The following is a 17,528-nucleotide window of genomic DNA, read 5'->3' on the forward strand; positions in this document are numbered from 1 at the left end:
GTAACATGAAACAGGTTGTTTTAGTGACAGGTGCTGCTTCTGGACTCGGTAATGTCATTGCTGAATATTTTGCGAGTCAAGGCCATCAAGTGATTTTGTCAGCGAGTACACTTGAAAAAGCCAAAAATGCCAAGGCACAAAGTCAGTATGCCCAAAATATGTTTCCCTTGAAATTAGATATTTCAGTTGAGGCAGATTTTTATGCAGCGGTGCAATGGATTGAAGAGAAATTTTCTAAACTTGATGTGTTAATTAACAATGCCACCGTCACCAAAGCAACGCCAGTATTAGAAATTACCGCAGCTGATTTTGATTGGGTGACCCAAGTCAACCAACGCGGCACCTTTCAGGCTTGCCAAATTATTGGCCAATATATGGCTAAAAAAGGCTATGGACGCATCATTAATATGGCGTCGTTAGCAGGACAAAACGGTGGTACTGCAACAGGTGCACACTATGCGGCAACCAAAGGCGCGATTGTGACGTTAACCAAAATTTTTGCCAAAGAGTTTGCGGCAAAAGGGGTGACGGTTAATGCAGTTGCACCGGGACCAATGGAATCTCCAATCGTTCATAGCGTGGTGCCAGACGAAAAAATGGAACAGTTCATCCAGAATATTCCGGTTAAAGCCTTAGGAAGTATGCACTTTATTGCTGAAACTTGTGGGTTGCTTGCGAGTCCAAATGCGGGGTTTGTGACTGGTGCAACATGGGATATTAACGGTGGTTTATTCATGCGTTAAGCCAATAGGCTACGCATGAAAAGGGAGTTGAATCATGACTACACTTTATGATGTTGTCGTTAAAAATCGCCATGTGGAAGGTGGAAATATTGCAGTCATGGAATTTGAATCTGCAACTTCTACAACCTTGCCAAAAGTTGAAGCGGGTGCGCATATTGACGTGCACTTACCAAATGGCATGGTGCGCCAATATTCACTTTGCCAAAATCCAAATGACGAAGGTAAGTTTCGTCTCGGAATTTTACGTGACCCTGAATCACGTGGTGGCTCAGTCTCGGCTTTTGATGAAATTAAAGATGGCATGCAAATTCAGGTCAGTGAGCCAAAAAATTTATTTCCACTTTTAAAAGCCAAACACAGTGTATTGATTGGCGGTGGAATCGGGATTACGCCGTTAATCACGATGGCCTATCAACTTGCACACGAAGGTGCATCGTTCGAGCTTCACTACTGCGGCGCTAGCCCTGAAAAATGTGCTTTTGTTGATGAAATTAAAAATGGTGAGTTAGCAAAACACACAACTTTTCATTTTAAATCGGAAGGTGCAAGCCACCGAGCATTTTTTGAATCTGCCATTAAAGATATTGACCTAGAGAGCCATATTTACACCTGTGGTCCAGTCGGTTTTATGGACTGGGTAATTAACCTCGCCACAACTCACGATTTTCCTGAACAGCAAATCCACAAAGAATATTTCCAAGTTGAAACTGATACTTCTGGAGATTCATTTGAGGTGGTGGCTGAGCGTAGTGGAAAAATCATTATGGTTGAAGCTGGCGAAACCATTTTGCAGGCTTTGGCGAAAGAAGGCATCGAGATTGAGATGTCTTGCGAACAAGGCGTATGCGGAACCTGCATGTGCGATGTAATTGAAGGTGAACCTGATCATCGAGATGTTTACTTTACTGACGAAGAAAAGGCCAGCAATGAGCAAATATTGGTGTGCTGTTCACGCTCTAAAACATCGAGATTAGTTTTAGATATCTAATGCTCTCGCGATTTATATGGATGTATGAGAAGGTTTAGGAGAAAGATGATGAATGTATTACAACAAATAGATGAGTTTACGGTCGATCCACTACAGTTCCGACGGGCATTAGGAAATTTTGCAACAGGCGTTACCATTGTTACTGCACAAAATGCACAAGGTGAAAAAGTAGGAGTCACTGCAAATAGTTTTAACTCGGTGTCACTCGATCCACCGCTTATTTTGTGGAGTATTGATAAAAAGTCTTCAAGTTTTTCGGTGTTTGAACAAGCCACACATTTTGCTGTCAATATTTTATCGGGTACGCAAATTGAGCTGTCTAATAAGTTTTCGAGACGAAATATTGATAAATTTGCAGACACAAATTTTCAACTCGGTGCAGGACGTGCACCCATTTTAGAAAATTGTTCTGCGGTGTTTGAGTGCGAACGTTATCAAGTGATTGAAGGTGGTGACCACTGGATTATTGTTGGCAAAGTGGTTCGTTTCCATGACCAAGGGCGAAGCCCGTTGGTTTACCATCAAGGTGCATATTCTTGTGTCATGCCGCATCCGAGCCTTCAAGTTAAGCAAACTGAACAGAACGGCGTAGACCAAACACATTATGGGCACTTATATAATAATGTCTGCTATTTGATGAGCCGTGCTTTTAAAGCTTATCAAACCGACTATATTCCTAAGCAAATGGCTTCTGGTTTCCGTACCAGTGAATCACGTCTTTTACTGGTTTTAGCCAGTGGTACTGCTTCAAGTAAGGAAGATTTACCGCGTGATATTGCTATGCCAATGCAAGAAGTTGAAAGATCAGCTGAAATTCTAAAATTTGAAGGCTTATTGGTTGATCACGATAATTTGTATGCACTAACCGAGAAAGGTAAACAAACGGCGCAGTATTTGTTTGATATTGCCGATAGCCATCAAAATGAGGTATTTAAAAAGTATTCTGAGGAACAAAAGGATATTTTTATTACCATGCTGCGAGATTTTGCAGGAGTAGCATAAGTCCCATTAAGCTGATAAATTGAATGGATTTATCAGCTTCTTTACATCTAGCTGACTATCAGCAAAACAATTCCAAGGATAAGGAATTTTTGGCACACAATTTGTTTATCAATAAAACAAGATTGCAAATAAGCCAAGACAGTGCACCACCACAAACGCAAAATTTTGAGCGGTGGCACATGTATAGAGAGGTAAGGGATGAACCAATATGTAAGCGATGCATTACTCACATGGACGCACCATATTAAAAGTGTGTGCGGCAATTTTGAAACCGATTTTGACGGAACCCGTAATTTATTCATTGGTGAAGTTCAGTGCTTTTTATTGGGCGATACCGAAATTGCTTTTATCAAAAACAATGCCAATAAAATTGTCCGAAAAGCTGATGAAATAGATCGAGTGAATAATCGTTTTTGTTTTTTGATTTTGCAGTATTCGGGAAAAATGTTGCTCGAATATAAAAATGAAACCTTAAGCCTAAATGAAGGCGATATTGTCTTGGTCGACCCAGTCGAAACAATTTCGATGTACCCGCAAGGTTTGGTAAGCCAGATTTCAGTGCACCTGTCGCGTGAAAAATTACTGAAAGAAAATATTAGTACCGAATATTTTGGAAAGCTCATTACGCAAAATATGAGTGGTTTTTTACTCAAGAATATTTTGAAAAATATGTCTGCTGAAAACATCAAACTTTGGTACGCAACCGAGGATGGCAATGCTTTTGAAGATGCGCTGATCGCCTTAATCAAACCTACAATCAATTATAAAAATATAAATAGCTCTAACAATCTAATGGAAAAAGCCGAGCGATACATTATAGAAAACTTAGCAAAACCAGATTTAACCCCTAAATTAATTGCAGAGCATATTGGGGTATCGCTACGTCATCTCTACCGTTTATTTCTTCAAGAAAATTTATCTATTAACAAATATATACAGCTCAAACGCCTAGAAAAAGTCAAAGCGGATTTGCTTGATAAAAAGAACAAACAGAGTTCGATTACCCAAATTGCCTTGAAGTGGGGATTCTGGGACGGTGCTCATTTTTCAAAGATCTTTAAAAAGACCTATGGTATCTCTCCTAAAGAATTTAGAGAGGGTATGCCAGTTTAAATCTTTCATCTCTCAATGTCATTTTTAGACAAATTCGACGTCATTCTTGAACAAGCTAGCCCTATGTAACTGTGTTGAAATTAAATTCATTAGAGCAGGTTAGATAAGCTTAATAACCATAAAACTATTAAGTTAGTCTAATGAATTTCACTCACAGGAAGTGCATTTTAACTGTCTGATTCAGATAGTTCAGGGATAGATGAAAAGGATGAAACCAATGCGTAAACAACGATTATTGAATGACATACAAAAAATACTGGCACTTAACTTATCAATCGCTGCAAGCTTTTGGGGACTCAATACTCAAGCGTTTGCGCATGGTGGCAAGGCCGACATGGTCTCACTTTATCAAAACATGAGTGAGCAAGGTGCTAAAGTTGTTAAAGATGACTTTACCAATACCTATACAATTACCAAAGGCTCTATGGTGGTTCGGGCCAAACCCAATTCAGATCAGGTTTTGGTGAATGGCAAACCTTTCAAACTCAGCGTGCCTTTATTAATTAAAGATGGTAAACCTGTTATTGGAAAAGATTTTTTTAATGAAGTCTTCCAGTCTGGGTTGGATCAAACCTTTAAAGTTGAAAATACGTTTCACCCACTCAATAGCCTAAACTCTGACGAAATTAAAAAGACATTTGATGTGATTAACCGCTCGAAATACGCCTATAAAAATATGCGTTTTGCCGAGTTAAAGCTTAAAGAGCCTGAAAAAGCCAAAGTTTGGGATTACTTTATTAATCACAAAGAATTTAAAGAAGATCGTATTGCCTCATTTATTTTGTTAAAGGGGAGTCAAGCGATTGAAGGTGAAGTTAATCTTAACACTCAACAAGTCACAAAATGGAATGTACTGAAAGACACTCATGGAATGGTGCTGCTCGATAATTTTGAAGCCGTACAGCGTGTAATTGAGACAAGTAAAGAATATCAGGAAGCATTACGGAAACGCGGCATTAGCGATGTGAAGAAGGTGATTGCTACTCCGCTAACTGTTGGATATTTTGGCGGTAAAGATGGTTTGGACAAACAACTCAATATATTAAAAGTCGTCGCTTACCTCGATGTAGGCGATGGTAATTATTGGGCGCATCCAATTGAAAATTTAGTTGCTGTAGTCGATTTAGATAAAGAAAAAATTATTAAGATTGAAGAAGGCGCAATCATTCCTGTGCCAATGGCAAATCGACCTTATATGTCGAATAAGCCAGTAGCAAGTAAGCTAAAACCACTCAATATTATTGAACCTGAGGGTAAGAACTTTAGCATTACAGGTCAAACCATACATTGGGGCAACTGGTGTTTGCATGTGGCCTTAGACTCTCGTGTTGGCTTACAGCTTTCAACCGTGACTTACAAAGATAAAGGTGTGAAGCGTAAAGTCATGTATGAAGGAAACCTTGGTGGAATGGTGGTTCCATATGGTGACCCTGATATTGGATGGTACTTCAAATCTTATTTAGACTCTGGCGAATATGGGATGGGAACACTTACCTCATCTATTATTCCGGGAACAGATGCACCCGACAACGCTGTTTTACTTGATGCTGTGATCGCAGACTATAAAGGCCAGCCTCAAGTAATTCCAAATGCCATTGCTGTGTTTGAGCGTTATGCTGGGCCTGAATATAAACATCACGAAATTTTTGGTAACCAAGATGCTAGTGAAGCCCGCCGTGAACTTGTTGTGCGCTGGATTAGTACAGTGGGGAATTACGATTACATGTTTGACTGGGTATTTGCCCAAAATGGTGTAATTGGAATTAATGCGGGTGCGACGGGTATTGAAGCTGTTAAAGGCGTTAAATCACGCACCATGCATGACAGTACCGCAAAAGAAGATACCAAATATGGAACTTTAATTGACCATAATATTGTGGGTACAACGCATCAGCACATCTATAACTTCCGCTTAGACATGGATGTAGATGGGGAAAACAACAGCTTTATGCATATGGACCCAGTGGTGAAAGCCAATGCGAAAGGTGGTGTTCGTACAAGTTCAATGCAAATTGACAGTAAAGTCATTATGAATGAGCAAAATGCGGCTGAAAAATTTGATCCGTCTACCATTCGCTTACTCACGAATTTCAACAAGGAAAATAGATTAGGTAATCCAGTTTCTTACCAATTGATTCCTTTTGCAGGTGGAACACACCCTGTGGCAAAAGGAGCCAATTTTTCTAAAGATGAATGGTTATTTAAACGTTTGAACTTTATGGATAAGCAAATTTGGGTGACTCAGTACAATCCAGACGAACGCTACCCTGAAGGGAAATATTCAAACCGTTCAACTCATGACACAGGATTAGGACAATTCATTGGCAACAATGAAAGTATTGAAAATAAAGACCTTGTGGTCTGGATGACAACAGGTACAACGCATGTGGCGCGTGCTGAAGAATGGCCAATCATGCCGACAGAGTGGGTGAATACACTCATCAAACCTTGGAACTTCTTTGACAGCACCCCGACTTTAAACTTGGGTGAAGAAGAGCAAAACACACAGCACGACCATCAATAAAAATGTGAATAAGCCAGAATGGGTAACGAATAGGTTACCCATACCTGAGCACGGTTAGACCGTTCGCAAAAAAGGAATTTCTCAATGAAAAATTTATTTTCTCAGGTTGTGAGAGGGACTCTCTTTGTCTCATTTTTTTCAACTGTGCATGCTGGTGAGCTTGAAATTAAACCGACTTTTGAAGCAACTTTGGGGGCTTTTAGTAGCGGTAAAAGCTATAACGGTGAAAACCTAGATGATGAAAGAATCAATTGGCAAGAAGGTCACCTTAAATATGGTGCTAAAGGACAATACACCTTTAAAAATAATCAACTCTATGCAAGCTTGAGTGGTATTAGCTCAGCAACATTTAGTGATGGCGATGCAGGCCAAAATAGTAATGGCAAAGAACGTAAAACAGATGTGAATGAATGGATCATTGGTTTTAAAGACGGTACCAATAAAGATGAGTTAACGACCTATGATTTAAGTATCGGTCGACAAAATATCATGATTGGTGATGGGTTTTTCATTGCAGGTGATGCGTTAAACCTCGGTAAAACACCTGCGGATGGCACATTAGATCGGGGCGGGGCATATTATTTAGCAGCTCGTCGAAGCTTTGATTTTACAAGTTTGCTTCAATACAAACCGCAAGAGAATACAACCCTAAAGTTGGCTTATTTAAAATCAAATAACAAAGCACAATTTTCACCTGAACTGTTTGTGACTGATCTGATGTATCAGCTTAAAGATAAGGGCGTTGGGTTCACTTACTTAAATGTATTAGACCTTGAAGATGCTGAACACGTTTCAGGACGCGAAGATCTAAAAAATTATGCTTTACGTTTGAATTATCAACCTTTGCCAGAGCTGCAAGTTAAAACTGAGTTTGTGGTTCAAGATAAAAAAGATGGCCACGAAAATGCTGGCTACTTAGCGCTGAACTATAACTTTTTATCTTCAAAATATACACCCTCATTAGGCTACCGTTTTAGCCATTTTTCAGACCAATACGACTCTATGTTTTATGGAAATACAGTCGGCTTTGGTACATGGTTTCAGGGCGAAGTTGCCGGAAACTATGCAGGCCCATTCAATAAAAATGCAGATATTCATCAAGTTTCTTATAGTCTGAATCTAAAAGAAAATTTTATGTTGGGTGCTTTGGCCTATAAGTTCAAAACAGTAAATAAGTCTTTAACCAATGTGGATGGACATGAGCTGGATGTCTTTTCGGTCTGGTCGGTTAATAAAAAATTCAACGTTATTCCTTTAGTGGGACTCTATAAACCGAAACACGATATCCATAGTAGTGGTACTCAAAACTACGATGATAAGACCAATGTATATGCGCAGTTGATTCTGCAATACATCTATTAAATTAGAGCGAAGGAGATCGTGTTTATTGGCGGTACATTCATAGAAATAAAATTAGGATATGAAATCAGATGAATCAACAATATGACTATATCGTGATTGGTGCTGGCTCAGCAGGCTGTGTGGTCGCAGCACGACTATTAGAAGCCAAGGCAGGGCGCGTTCTTGTTTTAGAGGCTGGAAGCCGAGATAGCAGTATGTTTCATACTATACCTGCAACGGTGGTTAAAGTATTCCAGCAAAAATCATGGCAATACATGACTGTTCCGCAGAAATATTGTAATCATCGTGAAATGATCCTTGCACAAGGAAAAGTGTTGGGAGGTGGAAGCTCGGTTAATGGCATGATCTATTGCCGAGGCCAACGACAGGATTATGATTTATGGTCCTCGGAATGGGGATGCAATCAGTGGTCTTATCAACATGTGCTGCCTTTTTTTAAGAAAGCAGAAAAAAATGAAAGTCTTGCTGATGAATATCACGGACAAGATGGCATTTTACCTGTCAGTGAAAACCGTTATCGCCATCCTTTAACACTTGCTTGTATTAAAGCAGGTCAACAAATGGGGATGAATTATGTCAATGATATTAATGGTTGGGATCAGGCGGGGGTAGGGTTTTATCAAACTACTACTCAAAACGGTTCTCGGGCGAGTACCTCAAAAACTTATTTAAAGTCAGTCGAAAACCACCCAGATCTTACGGTCATTACGGATGCCTTAGTACATAAAATTGAAACTCAAGGTGATCAGGTTACTGGGGTTACTTACAGTGTTGGCGGAAAATCACCGATTACGGTACAGGCTCAAAAAGAAGTCATTCTGAGCGCTGGTGCAATTGGCAGTCCTAAGGTTTTATTACTTTCCGGAATTGGCCCAAAACAGCATTTAGATGAACTCGGAATAGAATGCATTCGTGACTTACCTGTAGGTGACAATTTTCACGACCATTTGCATATGTCGGTCAATGCAACAGTAACAACCAATAACAGCCTGCTCGGTGAAGACCAAGGTTTAACCGCTGTACGACACTTTTTACAATGGTGTTTTACACGTTCAGGGTTGCTAACCACCAATATTCTAGAAGGTGGTGGTTTTATTGACACAAACAACAATGGTCGACCTGATGTCCAATTTCATTTTTTACCTGTGCTGGATAATTTCGATAATACCCCCGGTGAAAAAGCAGCGGCTCAGGCACATGGCCTTACCATTAAAGTCGGACATGTACAGCCAAAAGCACGTGGGACTTTACGATTAAGCAGTAAAGATCCAAAAGATTTGCCTGTCATTGACCCTAATTATTTAGGCCATCAAGAAGATATTGACGCAAATATCCGTGCGGTACAGGCTGGACTTCGCCTATTACAACAACCAGCATTGAAAGCGATTGTCAAAGAAGTCGTTGAGCCTGCAAATATCGATCCTGATGATATTGAAGCGATTGATAAATGGATGCGTCAGAACATTAAAACGGTTTATCACCCCGCAGGTAGCTGCAAAATGGGCAATGCTCCGCAAGATTCGGTCACAGATCAGACACTTAAAGTACATGGTTTTAAAAACTTACGTGTGGTGGATTGTTCTATTTGCCCACAAGTTCCAAGTGGTAATACCAATGCAATTGCCATAATGATTGGTGAACGCGGTGCAGACTTTATTTTGAATCAGGTCGCGTAGTTGCTGTCATAACAAAAGTTTAGAAATGAAAAGAGGAAAAGAAAATGAGTGAAGTTCAGATTTTAGAAAGCGTACAGCAATTTATGGCACGACAACACGGACATTTTATTGATGGAAAGTTAGTTGCTGCCGAGCTTTTAGATAAAGTGGATATTGTAAATCCGTCGACTGAACAAGTGGTTGCTCAAATTAGTGTTGGTAGTCAACACGATGTCGAAAATGCGGTGAAAAGTGCTGAACATGCTTTTCAAAATGCTTGGGCTGAAACTACGCCGTATGAACGTGGCATTAAATTAAATAAGTTGGCAGATTTAATTGAACAACATGGTGAAGAACTTGCACAGCTCGAATCGTTATCTACTGGAAAACTTATCAATATTTCAAGACACCTTGAAGTCGCACAATCTGTTATTTTCTTGAGATATTTTGCTGGTTGGGCAACTAAAATTAATGGTCAAACTATGCAACCCTCTATTCCTTCTATGCAAGGTGAGAAATATACAGCCTTTACTTTAAGACAACCGATTGGTGTGGTTGCAGGGATTGTGCCTTGGAATTTTTCACTCATGATTGGTGTTTGGAAAATCGGTTCAGCTTTAACAACGGGTTGTACCATTGTGCTTAAACCTAGTGAATTTGCCAGCTTATCTTTATTGCGTTTAGCTGAACTTGCCATTGAGGCAGGTATTCCAGCTGGTGTAATTAATGTGGTTACGGGTAAAGGTGATACAGGACAATATTTAATTGAGTCGCCGCTCGTTAAGAAAGTCTCATTTACAGGTTCAGTACCAACAGGTATTGCGATTGGTAAGCTCGCGATGAGCAGTGATTTAACCCGTGTAAGTCTGGAGCTGGGTGGTAAAAATGCAATAGCCGTTTTGGCCGATGCAAATATTGATGAGATTTTACCAACTTTATTACAAGCAACTTTTGTACATCAAGGTCAAGTTTGCGCATCCCCAGAGCGTTTTTTTGTACACCGTGCAAAATATGATGAACTGGTCGAGAAACTATCTAAAGCACTTTCTAGTTTCAAAATTGGATCGGCTATGGATGAAGGAAGTATGTTTGGTCCACTCTCTAATCAGCCACATTTTCATAAAGTGAAACATTATTTAGATATGGCTAAAGCCAAAAACCAGATTATTGCCGGTGGTGAGACTCTAGATCAGACAGGATATTTTGTACAGCCGACTTTGATTTCCTTAAAAAATACCGATGATCCTTTATTTTCGGAGGAAACTTTTGGTCCAGTAGTCGGGGTAATGCCATTCGAAACTGATGAAGAACTTATTCAGCTTATGAATCAGTCACGCTTTGGTTTAACCGCAAGTATTTGGACAAATGACTTATCTAAAGCTTTACGTTTAATTCCTAAAATTGAAGCAGGCACCTTGTGGGTCAATATGCATACGTTCTTAGATCCATCAGTTCCATTTGGTGGGGTAAAAGCTTCAGGAATTGGCAGAGAGTTTTCAGATGCATTTATTGAAGATTACACCGAATTAAAATCAGTCATGATTCGGTATTAAGCCAATAAAGAGGTTTGTCACTTTATAAATAACAAACCTCAGCCTTTAAAATAAAAATTGGACTAAAACATTAGTAGTTTAAAGTGATGCTTTGTTGAGTTGATTGGTCGATTTCCTTTTGACTCACCGCATCATCTTTACACTTGTAACTTTCAAATAAAGGGAGCTGATCTGCAAAGTGGGCATCAGGTTTTCCATTTTGATTGATAAAACCACTTTGTCCTGGGGCCAAAATCGAACACATGGTGACTTGATTTGGATTTAAGACCACTCTAAAAGTAGCACTTCCCGTATTTCCATAGGTGCTAAGCTGTTGTTCATACGATGGATCAGCCCAAGGAATGCCTACCGAATTTTTGCTAGAAAAGCCCATGGTTGCGACCGGAATTTTCCAGTCATTCGGGTCGGTAGAGTGATATTGATTTGAAAGTTCAGTCAGTGCATTTTCTAAAGCTTTTAATACGACCTCATCTGCTGTTTGTCCTTTTAAGAAATCAACATTCTGAGGAATGCTTGCCTGTTTTCCTTGCAGTGCATTCCAGATTAATTTTGATGCACTCGCTGGCTGTGCACTTCGTGGATCATTATTTACCGGATAAAGCGTATCGGTATAACGCTTATAAATATTTTCTGAAAGGTTTGGTTTGAGTACCAGTTCAATCATTTGATTAAGCCATGCACGTGTAATTGCTGATGCTGCACCTTGATAATATTTCGCCTCGCTATCAGGGCGTAATTTAAGATCCCAATTGGCAAGTAATGGCGCGACTTTTTTGGCTAACGGTGATGCCTTAGGGCTTTGTGCAGCTTGAATCATATAAGGAACAAAATAACGTGCATTTAAATCAGACCATGCAGCTGTTTTATTAATTTCCCAAATTTCTTGCTGACTCAGTTTTGCTTTGCTTTCTAAAGGTTCAATTAGTTCATTGACCCGATCAACATAAGAAAAGTTTGACGAATCTGAGCGTAAACCTGCATAGGCTTTGTTATTCCAGCTTGTGACATAGCCTTTTTGTGGATTGTACTCTTTAGGGTTATGTGAGAAGTCATAAAAACCTTGCCACTCCATTGAACCATCACCTTTAGCTGGAAGCTGAATATGTTGGTTTTCAGGACGAATAGGTAAACGACCTAAAGCAGCAACACCAATATTATCTTTAGTATCGGCATAGAACCAAGTGATAGAGGCTGCGACATGCTTGGCTTGAGCAAGAAACTCATCCCAATTTGAGGCTTTGGCTGCATTTGCCCATCCTAATAAGGTTTCAATTTCTACACCTTCCCAGCTACGTTTTTGCGCATACGCCGTATGATTATTTTCATCCCATGTACTTACAAAGCCTTGTTTACTCTTATAAACATCTAAAACATGGTCGGCCTGATTCTTAACTTTTATTTTTACTTGCTTGTGTTCAAATGGAATATATATCCCTTTATATAAATATTCTTTTGAATTACTTGGATTTAGGGTGAGTTGATAAACATCGTTAGTATCGAGTGAACCTACCGTCGAACCCCATGCGATTTTGCCATTAGTTCCAAATAAAATCGCAGGTAAGCCAACAGGAGTTATACCTGTCAAATTATAGCCAGCTCCATGTAAACCAATACTGTAAGTAATTGCTGGTGTATACCATCCTTGCTGTGGGCCATTATATAAAACTGCTTGGCCTTCAATGGTCTTATCACCTTTTAAGACCCATGCATTACTGGCGGTAGGTACACCATCTACCACACTTTTGCCTAAAGCAATGCGAGCTTGAGCTAGATAGGTTTTGGCTGCTTTGTTTGAAATAGGGCTAATGTCTTTAAGTATTTGCTGTTGACGCGCTATAAGCTGTGTTTTTTGTGCAGATTGAATAATAGTTGGAGCACTTGGGTCGTTTAGCCAACGTAATTGTTGATAGACTTTAAGACCTTCTTCTTGGCCTTTTTCTTTTTGCAGTTGCGTAAGCAAATCTAAATTTGATACTTCGGAACTTGCTGAAAAGAAGCGATTCAAAATTAAGCCTACCCAAACCATAGCAATATCTTCAGGTTGCCATGTTGATGGTTTAAAACCATGATCTGTGAACTCTTTAGGCATAAGAGCTGGATCTGCTAAAACCTCTTTAACACGCTTATTAAAACCTGCGGCATAACCTTCAAAAATTGCTCGGTCTTCTGGTGAGAGTGCGGCGAGTTGCTGTTTAATATTTTCCGGGTCAAAACGGCTATGTGTTGCAATATCATATTGGAGATAGTCGGGACCGAGCACCTCGGCAACTGTACCTTGTCCTGTACGTTTCGACATTTCCATCTGGAATAATCGATCAGTCGCTACCGAATAGCCATAACCGTAGAAAAGCCCATAGGTATCATTTGCATATACATGTGGTGTACCGAATTTATCGCGCTTAATTGTGATCTGCTTTTGTGTCGGTGTGGGGTCTAAACTTGATGAGGAATTACAACCCGCTAAAAGTGCACCTAAAAGTAATGTTCCATATTTAATTAAAGGGCGTGTAGGGTGAGGCCGAGAATTCAGCATAGGTATGTTCAATTTAGATATCCTTACTTTCATTATGATGTAGAAGTGAACGATTTAAGAATCTTCTTAGATTCACGTCACTGATGAACAAGCCCTGTTCATGAATTTAAAATACTGTTATTTATCCATGTAATTTTCCATTACATTTGAGGTATATATTTATACCTTCTCGAACAAGTTATTTAATTTTCTATTTTGAGAGAATAAAAAAGGCCATGATTGGCCTTTTTAGAGATGAATAAAGTTTATTGATAGCGAAATTAGTTCACTAAAAAATCCTTTAGGATTTTATTAAAAGCTTCTGGTTGCTCGACATTAGAAATATGAGAGGCATTTATTTCTGCAAGTTTTGATTGCGGAATACGTTGCTGCATAAACTCGCCATCTGCAACTGTAGTTACTGGGTCTTGAGTTCCAGCAACCACTAATACAGGAATTTTGATGTCTTTTAACTGCTCACGGACATCCGCTTTAGCCAAAGCCTCGCAACAATTGGCATAACCGATTGCGCTGCCAGCACTTAAGTCGTTACACAGGTTGTTGACGATTGAAGCATGACTTTGGATAAAGGGATCTGTAAACCATCTCGAAGCTGCTGTAGCTGCGATTGGTTGTAAACCTTGCTCACGTACCAATTTTGCACGATCAAACCATGCCTGTTCTTGTCCAATTTTAGCGGCAGTATTTGCCACAACCACATGACTAAAACGGTCAGGGTAGTGAATTGCCAGCCATTGACCGGTTAAACCACCCATAGAAATACCACAAAAAGCAGCTTTGCTAATATTCAGATGATCCAGTAAACGAACAACATCTTCACCTAATTGCTCTACAGTATATGGGCCGTTAGGGGCAGATGATGAACCATGACCACGTGTGTCATAGCAGATCACAAAAAATTGATTCTTTAACTCATTAAACTGTTTTTGCCACATACCATAATTGGTGCCCAAAGAATTGGAAAACACTAGAGCAGGGGAAGATGGCTCACCAAAAGTTTGATAGTTAATTTGTGCATCGGCAGATTGAAAAGATGGCATTTGTTTCTCCTTAAAGTGCTTCAACACGTTCAATAATCAAAGCAATGCCTTGACCTACACCAATACACATTGAACACAAGGCATAACGACCACCTGTTTGCTCAAGCTGGTTTAGGGCTGTGGTTACTAGGCGTGCACCTGATGCACCAAGTGGATGACCCAAAGCAATTGCACCACCGTTTGGATTTACCTTGTCAGAATCATCTGGTAAACCTAAATCACGGGTCACTGCCAAAGCTTGCGCAGCAAAGGCTTCATTCAGCTCAATCACATCCATCTGATCTAAAGTCAGGTTGGCTTGTTTCAGTAGTTTTTTAATGGCTGGTGCCGGAGCAAAACCCATAATGCGTGGTTCTACACCCACCGCTGTTGAAGCAATAATCTTGGCGCGGGGTTTTAGGTTGTAGGCCTGAACTGCTTCATCAGAAGCAATCAGTAGAGCTGCTGCACCATCGTTGATGCCTGAAGCATTGCCTGCAGTCACAGAACCATCTGCTTTTACAACAGGTTTAAGTTTGCTTAAAGCTTCAAGTGTAGTTGATGCACGTGGGTGTTCATCGGTATCAATCACAACAGCCTCACCCTTACGCTGAGGGATTTCAACTGCCACGATTTCTTTAGAAAAAAAGCCTTTGGCTTGCGCGCTTGCGGTGCGTTGTTGGCTCACCAAGGCAAACTGGTCCTGGTCTGCACGATTCACGTTAAACTGTTCAGCCACGTTTTCGGCAGTCTGGGGCATGGTGTCTACACCATACAATTCTTTAAGTTTAGGGTTAATGAAACGCCAGCCCATGGTGGTGTCTTCAATCTTCTGGCTACGGCCAAAAGCACTGTCAGACTTACCCATCACATAAGGTGCACGGCTCATGCTTTCTACACCACCTGCAATCACCAAGTTCGCTTCACTGGCTTTAATGGCACGGGCAGCAATGGCAATGGCATCGAGTGAAGAACCGCATAAACGGTTAATAGTGGTTGCCGGCACTTGATACGGTAAACCTGCAAGAAGTGCTGACATACGGCCGACATTACGGTTATCTTCACCGGCTTGGTTAGCACAACCATAGATCACATCATCGACCTGTTCCCAATCTACATTCGGGTTACGCTGAATTAAGGCTTTGATTGGCACAGCGCCAAGGTCATCGGCACGGACAGGAGCAAGGCCACCGGCATAACGGCCGAATGGAGTACGGATGGCATCGATGATATAAGCGTTTTTCATTCTAACTTTTGTCCTTTACTTCAGGCCTTTTTAGCCATTCTCCGTAAGTATTTTGTGGTGGCGACATGGATGTCGCCGTGTTGCTCAGCACAACAGGGAGGTTGTGTCTGAGTAACAAAGATTTTTGGTCACTTTTTTAAAAAAGTGACACGAATTAGCTACTGGTATCTGGCTTAAACAGATAAGACTCCGTTGTGATGATTTATAAATTTTCATATCAACGGATAACATCACGGCTGTAATTTACTATGATATTCGTAGGGCTTTTGCATAAGCGATACCTTACTTTTGAAAGGTCAAAAGTAACAAAAACCTTTGTTGAACAGAGGAGGCTTCCTTACCTCCCTGTCCAGCGGGCGACATCCATGTCGCCTGTCACGATAGTGAATGCTGTGTAATAAATCTTTGCTTTGCAAACCTTACTCTTGAGTCGCATCAATCAAAGTTGCACCAGTCAAAGCCTGCAACTCATCAAAGCTAAGACCTTCCACTTTCTCAATTACCTTTAAACCATCTTTAGTCACATCAATTACACACAGGTCGGTGTAAATACGGTCAACACATTTCTTGCCTGTCACCGGATAGCTCAGCTCAGCCACAATCTTCGGTTCACCTTGCTTGGTCACATGGTCTGTGGTGATAAATACTTTCTTGGCACCAACCGCCAAATCCATCGCACCACCCACCGCAGGAATTGCATCCGGTGCTCCCGTGTGCCAGTTGGCCAAGTCACCATTCGCTGCTACCTGAAATGCACCGAGTACTGCAATATCAAGGTGACCGCCACGCATCATCGCAAATGAATCGCCATGATGGAAAAAGCTACCACCTTCAAGCATGGTCACAAACTCTTTACCCGCATTAATCAGTTCAGGGTCTTCTTCACCTGCCGCTGGTGGTGGGCCAAATGCCAACAGGCCATTTTCAGAATGAAGGAAAATATCTTTATCGTTAGGTAAGTAGCTTGCAATCTTGGTTGGTAAGCCAATGCCTAGGTTTACATAGGCACCATCTGGAATATCTTGTGCCACACGTTTTGCAATCTGGTCACGGCTGAGTTTCTGGTAGCTCATGTTATTTCTCCTTATTGCTTACTTTGCTGGCGCTACTTGTACAACATGCTGTACAAAGATACCTGGGGTGATGATGTGCTCTGGGTCTAATCCACCTAACTCAACCACCTCAGAAACCTGAACAATGGTGACATCCGCAGCCATGGCCATAATCGGGCCAAAGTTACGTGCAGATTTACGGTAAACCAGATTGCCCCAGCGGTCGCCCTTGTAAGCTTTAATCAAAGCAAAGTCAGCTTTAATCGGATATTCGAGTACGTAGTCTTTACCATCAATTTCACGGGTCTCTTTACCTTCGGCCAAAAGTGTTCCAAAGCCTGTTGGGGTAAACACTGCGCCTAATCCCATGCCTGCTGCCTGAATACGACACGCCAGATTACCTTGCGGTACGACTTCAAGCTCGACCTTTCCGGCACGGTAAAGTTCATCAAACACATAAGAATCTGCCTGACGTGGGAAAGAGCAAATCACTTTTTTAACCGAACCGGCTTTAAGCAGTTTAGCCAGACCATAATCGCCATTACCGGCATTGTTACTGACGATGGTTAAGCCTTTAACACCGAGTTCAATAAGACCGTCAATGAGTTCAGCGGGTTGTCCTGCGGTACCGAAACCACCAATTAGAATGGTTGCACCATCTTTAATCTGCGATAGAACCTCGCTTAGTGAGGACTTACTTTTGTCAATCATGTGAGAAACCCTAGAGCATGAGGTAAC

Annotated in this window: 13 protein-coding genes; 8 read left to right on the forward strand and 5 right to left on the reverse strand. The window is 40.8% G+C overall.

Going from position 1 to position 17,528, the window contains the following annotated elements; all coding sequences use genetic code 11:
- Positions 1-5 precede the first annotated feature (5 nt).
- The 8 genes from AAC388_RS08370 to AAC388_RS08405 all read left to right on the forward strand — a co-directional run bounded on the left by AAC388_RS08370 (position 6) and on the right by AAC388_RS08405 (position 10,940).
- Complete coding sequence (locus AAC388_RS08370; RefSeq protein WP_017481026.1) at positions 6-743, forward strand: SDR family oxidoreductase; 738 nt, start codon at positions 6-8, stop codon at positions 741-743.
- A gap of 34 nt (positions 744-777) precedes the next feature.
- The gene (locus tag AAC388_RS08375) at positions 778-1,731 is read left to right on the forward strand and encodes a PDR/VanB family oxidoreductase (RefSeq protein WP_202732334.1); all 954 of its coding nucleotides are present in this window, start codon (positions 778-780) and stop codon (positions 1,729-1,731) included.
- Positions 1,732-1,776: 45 nt separating this feature from the next.
- Positions 1,777-2,733, forward strand: coding sequence for a p-hydroxyphenylacetate 3-hydroxylase reductase component (locus tag AAC388_RS08380; protein ID WP_081399139.1), 957 nt, complete (start codon positions 1,777-1,779; stop codon positions 2,731-2,733).
- A 198-nt stretch (positions 2,734-2,931) separates the two neighbouring features.
- Complete coding sequence (gene feaR, locus AAC388_RS08385; protein WP_001077875.1) at positions 2,932-3,846, forward strand: transcriptional regulator FeaR; 915 nt, start codon at positions 2,932-2,934, stop codon at positions 3,844-3,846.
- A gap of 208 nt (positions 3,847-4,054) precedes the next feature.
- Entirely contained in the window at positions 4,055-6,370 is a 2,316-nt protein-coding gene (gene tynA / locus AAC388_RS08390) for a primary-amine oxidase (RefSeq protein ID WP_342371482.1), read from the forward strand.
- 144 nt (positions 6,371-6,514) lie between these two features.
- Positions 6,515-7,732 carry a hypothetical protein gene (locus tag AAC388_RS08395; RefSeq protein ID WP_342371564.1) on the forward strand — a complete coding sequence of 406 codons (1,218 nt, stop codon included), beginning with the start codon at positions 6,515-6,517 and terminating at the stop codon, positions 7,730-7,732.
- 68 nt (positions 7,733-7,800) lie between these two features.
- Positions 7,801-9,408 (forward strand): GMC family oxidoreductase N-terminal domain-containing protein, encoded by a 1,608-nt coding sequence (locus AAC388_RS08400; RefSeq protein WP_342371483.1) that lies wholly within the window; start codon positions 7,801-7,803, stop codon positions 9,406-9,408.
- A 44-nt stretch (positions 9,409-9,452) separates the two neighbouring features.
- Positions 9,453-10,940 (forward strand): NAD-dependent phenylacetaldehyde dehydrogenase, encoded by a 1,488-nt coding sequence (locus tag AAC388_RS08405; protein WP_342371484.1) that lies wholly within the window; start codon positions 9,453-9,455, stop codon positions 10,938-10,940.
- A 70-nt stretch (positions 10,941-11,010) separates the two neighbouring features.
- Here the strand turns inward: AAC388_RS08405 and AAC388_RS08410 are convergent, their stop codons facing one another.
- The 5 genes from AAC388_RS08410 to AAC388_RS08430 form a co-directional block, all read right to left on the reverse strand.
- The gene (locus AAC388_RS08410; protein WP_342371485.1) at positions 11,011-13,473 is read right to left on the reverse strand and encodes a penicillin acylase family protein; all 2,463 of its coding nucleotides are present in this window, start codon (positions 13,471-13,473) and stop codon (positions 11,011-11,013) included.
- 260 nt (positions 13,474-13,733) lie between these two features.
- Positions 13,734-14,513, reverse strand: a complete 780-nt coding sequence (pcaD, locus tag AAC388_RS08415; protein ID WP_342371486.1) for a 3-oxoadipate enol-lactonase — start codon at positions 14,511-14,513, stop codon at positions 13,734-13,736.
- 10 nt (positions 14,514-14,523) lie between these two features.
- Complete coding sequence (gene pcaF / locus AAC388_RS08420) at positions 14,524-15,738, reverse strand: 3-oxoadipyl-CoA thiolase (protein WP_342371487.1); 1,215 nt, start codon at positions 15,736-15,738, stop codon at positions 14,524-14,526.
- 419 nt (positions 15,739-16,157) lie between these two features.
- A complete protein-coding gene (locus AAC388_RS08425; protein ID WP_342371488.1) occupies positions 16,158-16,811 on the reverse strand; it encodes a 3-oxoacid CoA-transferase subunit B in 654 nt (217 codons plus the stop codon).
- Between the two features lie 18 nt (positions 16,812-16,829).
- Entirely contained in the window at positions 16,830-17,501 is a 672-nt protein-coding gene (locus tag AAC388_RS08430) for a 3-oxoacid CoA-transferase subunit A (RefSeq protein WP_342371489.1), read from the reverse strand.
- Positions 17,502-17,528 lie beyond the last annotated feature (27 nt).

It is taken from the genome of Acinetobacter sp. D009, assembly GCF_038562025.1.
GTDB lineage: Bacteria > Pseudomonadota > Gammaproteobacteria > Pseudomonadales > Moraxellaceae > Acinetobacter > Acinetobacter pittii.